This window comes from Winogradskyella sp., from assembly GCF_028289625.1.
GTDB lineage: Bacteria > Bacteroidota > Bacteroidia > Flavobacteriales > Flavobacteriaceae > Winogradskyella.
In genome coordinates this window covers 128795-142335 of sequence record NZ_JANQOM010000013.1, presented here as the reverse complement: position 1 = coordinate 142335, position 13541 = coordinate 128795, and the positions used below count along the sequence as shown (strand labels likewise).

The following is a 13541-nucleotide window of genomic DNA, read 5'->3' as shown; positions in this document are numbered from 1 at the left end:
ACTCTTACTGACAAAAATTTCTTATTCATTATTTAAGTTAATCAACTATACCTAATAAAAAAACCTCTGAACTTAACTTCAAAGGTTTTTTCTAACAATTTAATTTATACAATCAATTTTAAACTTATATAGTTGTTAGTGTTCGTTCATTCTAAAGTCTGGATAAGCATCCATGCCGTGCTCATAGCCATCAAGTCCTTCTAATTCCTCGCGTTCTGAAACTCGGATTCCAACCGTTTTCTTCAGTGTGAAGATGATAATAAAAGAAGAGACGATACAAATAGCAGCATAAGATGCCACACCTATGAGTTGACTTAGAAATTGTGCACCACTGGCTAGGTTTCCAAAAATGCCTACCGCTAAGGTTCCCCAGATTCCACAAATAAGGTGTACTGCGATGGCTCCAACCGGGTCATCTAATTTCAACCGATCGATTAAAGAAACTGCAAATACGATTAGTGCTCCAGCTATACCTCCAATAATTATAGCATCTGTAGGACTCATTTGATCAGCACCAGCAGTAATACCAACAAGTCCACCTAATATACCATTAAGAAACATCGTTAAATCCAGGTTTTTATATCTCAAAGTCGAAACTAAAGCCGAAACAACACCGCCAGCGGCTGCAGCTAAACATGTGGTCACTAAAGTTAAAGACGTGAGTTCGGGATCTGCTGATAAAACAGAACCGCCATTAAACCCGAACCAACCTAGCCAAAGGATGAGTACGCCAGCTGTAGCTAATGGAATATTATGACCTGGAATTGCCTGTATTTTTCTGTCCTTGAACTTGTCAATTCTAGAACCTAATAAACACACTGCAATGACAGCAGCCCACCCACCAACGGAATGAACAAGTGTTGAACCTGCAAAATCATAAAATGGTGTATCAAGGGTTTGTAAAAAACCTCCTCCCCATTTCCATGAACCTGCAATAGGATAAATTAGTCCGACATAAAGAATCGTAAATATCATGAAAGGACCAATTTTTATACGTTCCGCAACGGCACCTGATACAATCGTAGCGGCAGTTGCTGCAAACATGCCTTGAAATAAGAAATCTGTCCAATAGGTATAACCACCATCAGCATAGGCAGATCCATCGGCATTGGTGTATGAATTTGGCATATCCCCAAGTCCAATTCCCAAATCAGGAAAAGCCAAATACCCATTAAACTCTCCAGGATACATCAAATTAAACCCTATTAGATAATAGAGTAGCAGGCCAACAGTGATAATAAATATATTTTTAAATAAAATATTGAGTGTATTCTTCTGGCGTGTCAAGCCAATTTCTAATAGGGCAAAACCTAAATGCATAAAGAATACGAGGGCTGTACAGATCATCATCCATACATTATTTATTGTGAGTAATTCCATAGCGTTTATCTTAATGTTTGTCCACCTTTTTCTTTAGTTCTTATTCGGTAAACTTCTTTAATCTCTGAAACGAAAATTTTACCATCACCTACGTTACCTGTACCAGCTGAATCTAGTATTGCTTTGATGGTAACCTCTTCAAAATCATTGTTGACTACAATGGATAAATAACGTCTTTGAATATCGCTAGTGCTATAGGTAACACCTCTGTACACGTGGCCTTCTTTTTCATTGCCAAGACCTGTAACATCCCAGTACGAAAAGAAGTTAACGCCAACATCGTGGAGGGCGTTTTTAACATCAGAGAACTTTGATTTTCTAATTATTGCTTCGATTTTTTTCATAGATGATAATTTTAATAAGTTGAAGTTTGTACATTTTGTTTTGAGTTTAAAATATACAAACTTCAATCCTATTAGAGCGTTATAAAGAATGACAGTTTGTAAAAATCATTTGGCGCAAAACGATCATCTTCATCGGCTAAATTACCACCAAATGAAAGTCTAAGCCCTGCATTACCTTTTTGAAATTGTAAATAAGGACCAAACCAAACGTAACCATCAACACGGTCTAAATCACCGCCTCCATTGGTTTCACCTCCAGATAGATAAAGTTCCTCAAAGTGCGCTCCAAAGGAGAAAAATGAGGCTACCTTGTATCCAAAATTCGCCCAGTAATGCACGTAGTTATTGGTAGAATCTCCAGCTTCCGTATTATCGCTCAAAGCGGCATAATACCCGAAATAGAATTGACCTTCAAATTTCTCAGAACCAAAATTGACGGTTAGGTTAGGGACAATACCATCTCCAACAATGCCCTCTTGGGCTGCACCACTAGAAAGTAAACTTCCAAAAGTGAAACCAATTTGAGGATTGATGTCAAAGTTTCCAACAGTATGGTTGTAACCGATTCCAAATTCAGTCCATTGGCCCCAGTCACTTCCTGTTCCCGCTCCCCATTGAATGCCGTAAGCTGTGATTGTACCTGCTTCGCTCACGTCATAACCAAATGTCATCATAGGATTAAGTCCAAAAAATGCATCATGATTAATGCTTAGCCCAACGCTCAACTTTTCTTCTTCAGTTGTTTCTTGAGCAAATAAACCCATTGCTACTAAAAGCATAAAAAGTGTAATTTTTTTTCTCATAATTCTTTATGTTTAAAAAGTTAGTTAGTGACCAAAACTATTTTATTTTATTTAATACCCCTAAAAAAATAGGGTAAGAATTATAATTTTTATGAATATCATATTTTATACCCTAAAAAAATTAGGGGTAAGACTATTTTTTAAATGATTTTTATAAAATCAACAATTAGTAAATTCAATATTTTTCAATATTTTGGCATTTTTGTTAAATTATTCTTACAAAAAATGATTTTTCGAAAACGTTTTCGTAATATTTTACAATTTTTATTGAAAAATAATTCATTGATTAATTTTTAATTTATCAGCTTTTTATTGATGATTTTTCATTAAAAACGCACTTAATTATCGATATGGGAAAAGTGATTTCACTTTTTTTCTAATAGGATTCTTGACTATATATTAGTGATATAATAAGGATTGAAAAACCCTCAAAAATTTAGGAATTATGCTGAAGAAACAAGGTCTTTATTTACCAGAATTTGAACATGATAATTGCGGTGCAGGATTTATTTGTAGTTTAACCGGACAACGCTCTAATGACATTATACACAAAGCGCTCGAAATTTTAGTAAAACTTGAACATCGTGGAGCAGTAAGTGCCGATGGTGTTACAGGAGATGGAGCGGGAATTTTAATTGATATTCCACATAACTTTTTTAAAATATTTTGTGAGTTTGATTTACCAGAGGCAGGTCAATATGCTGTGGGTAACGTGTTTTTGCCTAGAAAAGAAAATCAACGTAACTATTGTATCGATGTTTTTGAAACCGAAATCAAAAATCAAGGACTAAACCTTATTGGCTGGAGAGATGTACCCGTTAATAGCGCTATTTTAGGAGACATAGCCAAAACAACAGAACCGCATGTAAAACAAGTGTTTATTGGTAAAGAAAATGGTGGTCAATCCGATCAAGATTTCAATTTAAAACTATTCGCTGCCAGAAAAATTGCAGAACATACCATATATAACTCTAGATTGTCGGAATCCCAGTTTTTTTATCTGCCAAGTCTATCCACAAAGGTTATTATATTCAAAGGACTACTAAAGCCTGAACATATCAATGCGTATTATCTCGATTTGTTCAACTCGGCATTAGATACGCGACTCGCTCTAGTGCATCAGCGTTTTTCTACCAATACCTTCCCAACTTGGGATTTGGCGCAACCCTTTAGATATATATGCCATAATGGAGAAATTAATACATTAAGAGGTAATGTGTCTCGCATGTTCTCGCGCGAGGAAATTATGAAGAGCGAAGCCTTTGGTGATGATATCAAAAAAATCCTTCCAACGGTTTTAAAAGGAAAATCAGATTCGGCAACATTAGATATGGTGGTTGAATTATTATTAATGACAGGCCGTTCTTTACCGGAAGCCATGATGATGTTGGTGCCAGAAGCATGGGAGAAAAACCCAAATATGTCTGATGCTAAAAGAGCATTCTATGAGTATAATTCTTGTGTCATGGAGCCTTGGGACGGTCCGGCATCCATTCCTTTTACGGATGGTAATTATATAGGAGCCGTTTTGGATAGAAATGGATTGCGTCCATCTAGATATACAGTGACCAAAAACGGCAATGTGATCATGTCTTCCGAAACTGGAGTGGTAGATATAAAACCAGAAAATGTGGAGTATCATGGTCGTTTGGAGCCAGGTAAGATGTTCTTGGTAGATATGAATGAAGGGAGAATTGTTAATGACGAAGAAATAAAGGAAAAAATCGCGTCCAAGTATACCTATAGAAAATGGTTGGACGAACATTTAATTCACCTTAAGGATATCTCCGCTAAAAAAGGGCCGATTTTATACGATGAAATTGATTTGAAAAAACGCGAAATTGTTTTTGGTTATACACAAGAAGATTTAAATACCATTATAAGACCAATGGCACAATTGGGTAAAGAGCCCATTGGTTCTATGGGAAGCGATACACCGATTGCAGTCTTGTCAGAACGTCCGCAATTAGTGTATAACTACTTTAAGCAATTGTTTGCACAAGTCACCAACCCGCCATTAGATGGTATTCGAGAAGAGTTGATTACCGACATTAGTTTAACACTGGGTAGCGATGTTAATTTGTTCGATATCAATGCGGAACATTGTAAGAAATTGAAAATTCAAAACCCTGTTATTTCCAAGCACGATTTAGATAAGATTAGAAATTATGACTCAAACCCAGAATTTAAAGTCACGTCGATTTCAATGTTATATGAAGTGAATAGAGGTTTGAATGAATTGGAAGTAGCGTTGGATAATTTGGTAACGAAGGCATCAAAAGCCGTAGATCAAGGCACAAACATCATCATACTTTCGGATCGCTATGTCGATGAAAATCATGCACCTATCCCTGCGTTATTAGCATGTTCATACGTTAATCATTCACTACACAAGCTAGGCAAGCGCTCTCAAGTAAGTATCATTATTGAATCTGCCGAACCTCGCGAAGTCCATCATTTTGCGTTACTGTTTGGTTTTGGAGCCAGTGCCGTTAATCCGTATATCGTCAATGAGATTGTTCAAGAACAAATCAATACGAATGATGTCACCGATCTAGAATACCTCACAGCCATTAAAAATTACAACAAGGCCATCGGAAAAGGCATTTTGAAGGTGATGAATAAGATTGGGATTTCAACCTTAAACTCATACAGAGCATCCCAATTATTCGAATGTATTGGTATCAATACCGCTACGGTTGAAAAATACTTTCCTAATACACCAACACGTATTCAAGGAATTGGGTTGCGGGAGATTGAACAAGAAATTGTAAAACGCCATAGAAAAGCATTTCAGGTGAATGACACCAATGCTGATATAGAAATTGGAGGCGATTACAGATGGCGACGTGGACAGGAAAAGCACATGTTTAATCCATTGACAGTAGCCAAGCTTCAAGAAGCGGTGCGAACAAACAAGGCCTCAACCTATAAGGAATATTCTAAGTTGGTGAACGATCAGTCTAAAAATCTAATGACCATTAGAGGTTTATTTGAATTTGATCAGTTCGATCCCATTCCACTTGAAGAAGTAGAGTCATGGACCGAAATCGTAAAGCGTTTTAAAACAGGAGCCATGTCTTATGGTTCGATTAGTAAGGAAGCTCATGAAAATTTAGCCATAGCCATGAACAGAATAGGGGGAAAATCCAATTCTGGTGAAGGAGGTGAAGACCAAGAACGTTTTTACAAAAGTTCGCAAGGCGATTGGCGAAACTCAGCGATTAAACAAATCGCATCAGGGCGATTTGGAGTTACTTCCAACTATTTAACCAATGCTAATGAAATTCAAATTAAAATAGCACAAGGAGCAAAACCGGGAGAAGGAGGGCAACTGCCAGGACCAAAAGTCAATCGCGAAATTGCCAAAACACGAAATTCGACACCTTATGTCGGTTTGATTTCTCCACCACCGCACCATGATATTTATTCCATTGAAGATTTATCACAATTGATATACGATGCAAAATCCGCCAATAGAGAAGCACGAATCAATGTGAAATTAGTCTCTGAAGTCGGTGTCGGAACTGTGGCGGCTGGTGTTGCCAAAGCTAAGGCAGACGTCATACTCATCTCTGGTTTTGATGGCGGAACAGGAGCCTCTCCATTAACCTCATTACGCCATGCAGGTTTACCATGGGAATTAGGAATAGCCGAAGCCCAACAAACCTTAGTAATGAATGACTTGCGAAACCGCGTCGTTTTAGAGTGTGATGGCCAATTAAAGACAGGTCGAGATGTGGCCATAGCTTGTTTGTTGGGCGCTGAAGAATTCGGATTTGCCACAGCACCATTGGTCGCTTCAGGTTGTATTATGATGCGTGCCTGTCATTTAAACACTTGCCCTGTAGGCATTGCTACCCAAAACCCTGAGTTGCGAAAAAAGTTCAAAGGAAAACCAGAGCACGTAGTCAACTACATGTATTTCGTAGCGAGAGAATTACGTGAGATTATGGCCAAACTTGGCTTTAGAACGGTCAATGAAATGGTAGGTCAGGTACATAAATTAAATCGCAATAAAGCCATTGAGCATTATAAAGCGTCGGGAATTGATTTAACACCAATTCTTCATAAAGTTGAGGTGGCGGACGACGTCAAACTTCATAACACAGAGCAACAAGACCATAATTTAGAAACCCATTTGGATTTCCAGATTATAAAGAAGGCACATCAAGCATTGTTTAGAAGACAACGCACGCATTTAGACTTACCAATTACCAATATGGATCGCGCAGTAGGTGCTATTCTGAGCAACGAAATATCTAAAATTTATGGTGCACAAGGACTGCCAGAAGATACGATTAACATCGATTTTAGTGGGTCTGCTGGACAAAGCTTTGGGGCGTTTACCACTAAAGGGGTGAGTATGACGGTTCATGGCAATACCAACGATTATTTAGGTAAGGGTTTATCTGGTGGAAAACTCATCATTAAAGTCCCTGCTGAGAGTACTATCGTTCCTGAAGACAATATCATTACAGGTAATGTGACGCTTTATGGAGCCACAAGTGGTGAAGTGTATATCAATGGAAAAGCTGGTGAACGCTTCTGTGTTAGAAACTCAGGGGCCAAAGCTGTGGTGGAGGGTATCGGTGACCATGGTTGTGAATATATGACAGGAGGTGTTGCGGTGATATTAGGAAGTGTAGGTCGGAATTTTGGTGCAGGAATGAGTGGAGGTATTGCCTATGTTTTGGATAGCGATGACACCTTTACATCCTTATGTAATTCAGCAGATTTAAACATAGATTCAGTAGTTTTAAACGAGGACGAGAACCAGCTAAAAACATTGATTGAAAATCATTACATCGCGACGACGAGTCCTTTAGCGAAGCGTATTTTAGCCAATTGGGATAACTATCTTCCAAAGTTCAAGAAAGTACTTCCGGAAGAGTACAGACAGGCCTTATTACGATTAGAACAAGAACAATTAGAAACAGCTTAAGTCATGGGAAAGATAACAGGATTTTTAGAATTTGAGCGACAGGACGAAAGCTATATAGCGCCAAAAAAGCGTATTAAAAACTATAAGGAGTTTACCGTTCCGCTAGAAGAAGAACAACTTAAAGATCAAGGCGCACGTTGTATGGATTGTGGTATTCCCTTTTGCCATAGTGGTTGTCCACTTGGGAATTTTATTCCAGATTTTAACGATAAAGTCTATAAAGGCAAATGGAAGGAAGCTGCTGAGATTTTACATAAAACCAATAATTTTCCAGAGTTTACAGGACGTTTGTGTCCAGCACCATGTGAGGAAGCTTGTGTGTTAGGGATTAATGAAGATCCTGTGACGATTGAAAATATTGAGAAGAATATTGTCGAAACGGCTTTTGAAGAAGGTTGGATTACAGCCCAACCACCAAAAGTAAGAACCGATAAAACCGTTGCCGTTATTGGTTCTGGGCCAGCAGGATTGGCGGCAGCACAGCAACTTAACAGGGCAGGACATAACGTCACTGTGTTTGAGCGCGATGCCAAAGTAGGTGGCTTATTGCGTTATGGCATTCCGGATTTTAAGATGGAAAAACAAGTGATTGATCGACGTTTAAATGTTCTAAGGGAAGAAGGCATCACCTTTGTAACGAATGCCCATGTCGGAGTCAATGTGGAAGCCAGTGCCTTAAAGAAAGATTTTGATGCCATCGTACTTTGTGGAGGTGCTACCGTAAGACGGAGTATTCCAATTCCAGGATCGGAATTAAAAGGCGTCACCCAAGCCATGGATTTCTTAAAATTGAATAATGAATATGTGGATGGTCTGGTGGATTTTGAAGCCATTATTTCAGCAAAAGATAAGCATGTCATTGTCATTGGAGGCGGTGATACAGGAAGTGATTGTATAGGCACTTCCAATCGTCATGGCGCGAAATCGGTGACCAATTTTGAAATTTTAGACAAACCTACCGAAGGTCGACCAGCACATCAACCTTGGCCGTATTGGCCGATGAAACTGAGAACGAGTTCGTCGCATAAAGAAGGTGTTGAGCGTTTCTTTAGTATATCGACCAAGGAATTTTTAGGTAATGGCAACGGCAATCTTAGAGGTTTAAAAACCGTGGAGGTGGAATGGCTATTTAAAGCAGGTGAGCGTCCACAACTCAAAGAAATTGAAGGCACCGAAAAAGAATGGGAGTGCGACTTAGCACTTTTGGCATTGGGCTTTACAGGCTCAGAAAAAACCTTAGCCGAGCAATTTGGATTGGAAATGGACTTTAGAACCAACATCCAAGCTTCAACCAAAGATTATGCGACCAATGTACCTGGTGTTTTTGCGGCTGGTGATATGCGTCGCGGACAGTCGCTGATTGTTTGGGCCATTTCAGAAGGGCGCCAAGCAGCGCACCATGTGGATGCCTATCTCATGGGCGAATCGCATTTACCTTTAAAAGACGAGAGTGATTTGCCACGTGTATAACCTATAGATTCTACTGCTATGTTCTAAGGGAAGTTATTATTAGTTAGTGTAGAATTTTAAAAAGCACCTGAAAGGGTGCTTTTTTATTCGTTACGTTAGCTAAAAAGACTTTTTACTTCTGACTTTGGTGCACGAAAACTAGCTTTAACGAGCAGAAAGCCAAATATTTTTTAATTGATTTGAATAATCAATCAACGATTTGTTTACTTCTTTTAATGAATTAACCAATTCCTTATACTTTGGATATTGCTTTTGTACTTCTTGAGGACTTTTTTTATTGTTTTCATGATTATCAACTTCGTTTTGATACCATTTTCTATATTCAGCTTGATATTTAGTAAGATGAGGGCGTAATCCTTTATTTAAAATGTCGGTTAAGAGACTGGTAATTTGATCTGAACTTTTATTTAGTATAGATTCGCCAGTATAACTTTTCAGTTCTTGCCTTGTGATATCAAATAATTTATACCAAGAATCGTATATCTGTGATATTACATCTTCCTTTTCATCAAACAAAATAGCAGCTTTCCTAGTTATTAGCTCGATATAAATCTTATGTGCTATTTCGATATTTTGATAGTTGGCTTGAATTTGATATTCATATTCGGCACCTAAAATTTTATACTTCAATTTGGCTAATTTTATATCATAACCAATAGTGCTTTTATTTTTTATCCATTTCAATATTTTTCTTATCAAAAAGAATAGTATAACTACCAATAAAATACCAAAAATGTTAAGCACTATTGATAGAGTATAGTTTTCATTATCATAAAAGAATTCAATTATTTTCATTTTACTATTTTATAATTGCCAATCTAAAACATTATTTAATGGATGAACTATATCCGAATGGCTAGAAATTAAGTTCTTACTAATAAGAGTTTGTTCTGGTTGCCTAATTAGAGAACATATATACTTATTTAATCCTTTAATTCCCTCTATTTTATGAGCAATTTTCATAAATTCAGGTAACTTATGGTTTACAATATCTTTTAGAGTCAAAAGGGATAAGTTTAAAATCAAACCATCAGATTTTGAGTCATCTATCAATTCTGAGTGGCCATATCCCATTTCAAATGGCACCCACTGGGATTGATATGTCTTTAATGAAATCACCACCAACATGTGAGTTGAGTAATCAATAGCTTCTTTAATTCTGCTAACAATTAATCTAGCATTCCCAGAAGCTACAGCATTTTGTAATTGTTTATCATATTCATCTAGAAAAATATCAATCCCAGCACTAGTTAAATACTTTCCAATAACTTTACATGCTTGTTTATCTTCCTTTTTATGACTTAAAAACACGCAAGGTTTACTATTTGAGGAGGGCTTAGAAATTAATTTTCCTTGAATCCGGATTGATTTATTCGTTCCTTTCATGTTCTTTATATTTTAGGAAACACCATCATATATTTTGAACCCTCCACTAAAATGAACTGGATCAGAGTGATAGCCTAATTGATAGTTTTTGATTAAATAATTTACAACCCCATTTTTTATTTCCGTATCAATATTTTTTTTATAGCCTGGACCAGATTTAACCACTTCTCTATATCTATTAGGAATCTCGATAGCGTTTTTTCCAAAATAAAAAAAGTAACTAGAAATCAATACATTCTTACCACCTATGTCTCTATCCAAGTTATGAGTATTTATGGTGCCATCAGGATGACTATGATGCGACTCTAATTGATTCCAAGTATTTTTTTCCTTATCAAAAGAATATATGTTATCACCGTACATTTGTACTAGACTACCATTCATAATAGGCTTTTTGTATTGAAATCTTAAATCATCCCAATAAGACTGAAACTTAATTTTTTCTTCAACTTTCATGGCAAAGACTAAGTGATTTCGAAGATTATATCCTGTAGCCCCTGTTCCTATGACCCAATCACCAATTTGTGCTTTTTCTCTGATTTTTGGCTTGCAAGTTGCTAGAGTACAATACTCTCCATACGGATTAGGTGCAAAACCAAAGTCTCTAGCAACAACATAAGAATACATTTCCATTGCTGCTAACAATTTGATGTTTTATTCTTCCAATAGGATTCTCTTGCAGTCCCATCTGGATTTTGCCATTGAGGAGTTCGCTCATTGTTCTCAAGTGAATCAATTATTGCATCCGAATTCCAAGCTAATACTTCATGGCCATATTTATTCAAGTTCTCAGGTAATTTTACTTTTTCTTTAAGTCCGTTCAAATAAACACCTATTATTTTTTTTCCTTTTTCATGGGCTTTTTGAATTTCCCAATCAACCCAACTTCTTGTGTGGGTATTTTTACCTATAAGTACTATAAATTTTCCAGCCCAATTAATTCTAAGCCTTAAAAGTCTTTTAATATATTCTGGATTAGTTGCCCGATTTGGCTTTGTACTATCAATAGAGCTATTCTTTATTGTATATCCTTTTTTTGATAATAAATTTTTAAGATTTTGAATCTGTTTCTCGTCTTTATTATAGTGGCTTATAAAAACATTTTTCTCTTTATTTTTCATACATCTTTTCTATTTTGTGATTTAAGCTCCATTTAGGTGGATACCAATAGTTTATTTCTTCATTATTTGAATTATATTTTTGTTTAATTCTAGTTCTTCCTGATATTCCTTTTATATTAGGATGAGCAACCCTTGAATATTTGTCTACTTCACAAAATAGGTTTTGACAATCTATTAAACTTAAAGATCTTCCCCATAAATCTGAGAAGTTAATATTCATTCTTTTAAACTCACTTACTTGCAGATTACATGTATATTTAATTACATCGTTTAGTTGGTAATCTCCTAAATCCACAAAGCATTTTTTTATACCATCTTTTGCACCAGGACCTGGCATTACAAAATCCATCTCTGAAAAGTCTATTAAGGTGCTATAATTTACATCTATAGTATACTGATATGCCAGAAAATCACCTAATGTAGGATAATCTTTAAACTGATTAAATACATCTTCTAAAGTTGTTGCATTTTGTATTTTTTCATGTAAAGCATCTTTCATCATTAATTCAATCAGTCTTAAATGATTTCTGTGCTTTTTACTATATCCAAAACTGGATTTGCCAGAAGTCATTATATAAGCACCAGAATAAATCGAGTTACCTTTATTCATATGATTAGTAAGAATAGTATCGTAGAGTTTAAAGTCATAATTACCCCATCTAATATCATTCATTGTATTTTGTAGAACCTTCCAAGTTTCTATCTTATTGAAGGTTTTAAATATGATGATTCTAAAGAACAAATCTGCAGGGGAATACTCTTTATTATAAATTACGTTCTGTATTAAAAACTGACTTACACGATCTGAAGCTCTATATGCATTAGTGAATTTATACTTCTTTAAAATTTTGTCATTTGTTAATACATTTTTCTTCTTAATTTTATTAAAAAAAACTTCTTGTCTTTTATGGGCAAACTCCCAGTAAGTATTAAATACTATACTCTTCTTGGGTTTACTTTTTTTAATCACTATATCCACCTAATTTGTACCTATATATATTAATTTTCTATTCTTCAAACTGACAAGAACTCTGCCGCCATTATTTTTCTTTAGTTCATCAAAAACCTTGTAAGAGTTTATTATTGCAGTTTCCCATTGACTCGCAGTACAATCATTTACTTCAATTTTATTCACCAATTTTTGAATTGTTTTTAATATGTCTGTATCCACTCTGTTACTATACTTGAACAACTGATGGTTTTGAGCATGACTGTATATATAAAGGGTTATTAACTCCTCAGTTATTTGAGCTCTAGCACCATCCTCAACTTCATCAGTACTGGGTTGACTTTTTCTTTTGTTTCTCATTAGTTTTCGAATAACTGGTGACCATCCTAGATAAGCTACATATCCAAAGTGGAATATATCATGATATCTATAACCGTCATCCTCATGAGCATTATCAGTAAGACTATCTCCTAGTTGCTCATGCCCATTAAGAATTATTTTCAATTTCTTCCTCCCTTTTTCATCAAATTCCTGAAAATCAATTTCAAACTCTTTTGGAAACTGTTCCTCTTTTGGGTAAATATCATCGTAATTTTTGAAATTAGAAGAATCTTTGTCAGAAAACCTGTCGGTTATTTTTTCTATATTTTTTATGGCAATACTTTCTAAGTCAATATCATTCTCAGTCGCTATTGTAGATATATACCATAATACATCTCCTAGCTCTTCTTCCAACTGTGGCTTAAAATTATTATACCCATCACCATCTCTAATCTTCTTTTTTAATTCTGTGATTACAGACCCAGTTTCTCCGACCATTCCTAAAAAGGGAATCATTCCATCAATATCTTCATCGTTCACATATTTCTGAATAGTTTTCTTCGCTTTTTCCTGATAAGTTTTAAAATTCACTTCAAATTATTAAAAAGTTAATGCCTATAGATTGATAAACCAAAATAACTTAAACTTAAAAAAGTACTTTACGGTTTACCATAAATACGTTAATAATTCCCAATATGCATTAAGCAAAAGGAGAATAACATTAAAATTAAAGCGTTATTAATTGAGATTAAATCGAGCGAAAATCTCATTCTTAAGGGTTATCATAAATATATAAAAAATTAATCTATTGTATGTGAATTT

The 13541-nt window shown here is 35.6% G+C and carries 11 protein-coding genes; 2 read left to right on the top strand and 9 right to left on the bottom strand.

What is annotated here, in order from left to right; genetic code table 11:
- Positions 1–135 precede the first annotated feature (135 nt).
- The 3 genes from Q0992_RS02765 to Q0992_RS02755 all read right to left on the bottom strand — a co-directional run bounded on the left by Q0992_RS02765 (position 136) and on the right by Q0992_RS02755 (position 2527).
- Positions 136–1380, bottom strand: a complete 1245-nt coding sequence (locus Q0992_RS02765) for an ammonium transporter (RefSeq protein ID WP_299520130.1) — start codon at positions 1378–1380, stop codon at positions 136–138.
- A 5-nt stretch (positions 1381–1385) separates the two neighbouring features.
- Positions 1386–1724 (bottom strand): P-II family nitrogen regulator, encoded by a 339-nt coding sequence (locus Q0992_RS02760; protein WP_299520128.1) that lies wholly within the window; start codon positions 1722–1724, stop codon positions 1386–1388.
- 71 nt (positions 1725–1795) lie between these two features.
- Positions 1796–2527: a DUF6733 family protein gene (locus tag Q0992_RS02755; RefSeq protein ID WP_299520126.1), complete on the bottom strand. Its 732-nt coding sequence runs from the start codon at positions 2525–2527 to the stop codon at positions 1796–1798.
- 445 nt (positions 2528–2972) lie between these two features.
- Between Q0992_RS02755 and gltB the strand changes: the two genes are divergently transcribed.
- Together gltB and Q0992_RS02745 are read left to right on the top strand one after the other, a co-directional pair.
- Positions 2973–7472 (top strand): glutamate synthase large subunit, encoded by a 4500-nt coding sequence (gene gltB / locus Q0992_RS02750; protein WP_299520124.1) that lies wholly within the window; start codon positions 2973–2975, stop codon positions 7470–7472.
- Between the two features lie 3 nt (positions 7473–7475).
- On the top strand, positions 7476–8942 hold the full coding sequence (locus tag Q0992_RS02745; protein WP_299520123.1) for a glutamate synthase subunit beta: 1467 nt from the start codon (positions 7476–7478) through the stop codon (positions 8940–8942).
- Between the two features lie 144 nt (positions 8943–9086).
- Here Q0992_RS02745 and Q0992_RS02740 read toward each other — a convergent pair whose 3' ends face one another.
- From Q0992_RS02740 to Q0992_RS02715, 6 genes are read right to left on the bottom strand one after another with little or no spacing between them, the layout of a single operon-like run.
- Positions 9087–9737: a hypothetical protein gene (locus Q0992_RS02740; protein ID WP_299520121.1), complete on the bottom strand. Its 651-nt coding sequence runs from the start codon at positions 9735–9737 to the stop codon at positions 9087–9089.
- Positions 9738–9746: 9 nt separating this feature from the next.
- A complete protein-coding gene (locus Q0992_RS02735; protein WP_299520119.1) occupies positions 9747–10328 on the bottom strand; it encodes a toll/interleukin-1 receptor domain-containing protein in 582 nt (193 codons plus the stop codon).
- Between the two features lie 12 nt (positions 10329–10340).
- Positions 10341–10961, bottom strand: a complete 621-nt coding sequence (locus Q0992_RS02730) for a hypothetical protein (RefSeq protein ID WP_299520117.1) — start codon at positions 10959–10961, stop codon at positions 10341–10343.
- Between the two features lie 5 nt (positions 10962–10966).
- A complete protein-coding gene (locus Q0992_RS02725) occupies positions 10967–11449 on the bottom strand; it encodes a TIR domain-containing protein (RefSeq protein WP_299520115.1) in 483 nt (160 codons plus the stop codon).
- Positions 11439–12428 (bottom strand): nucleotide kinase domain-containing protein, encoded by a 990-nt coding sequence (locus Q0992_RS02720; RefSeq protein ID WP_299520113.1) that lies wholly within the window; start codon positions 12426–12428, stop codon positions 11439–11441. Before Q0992_RS02720 ends, Q0992_RS02725 begins: the two co-directional genes overlap by 11 nt.
- Entirely contained in the window at positions 12429–13310 is an 882-nt protein-coding gene (locus Q0992_RS02715) for a nucleoside triphosphate pyrophosphohydrolase family protein (protein ID WP_299520111.1), read from the bottom strand.
- Between the last annotated feature and the right edge of the window lie 231 nt (positions 13311–13541).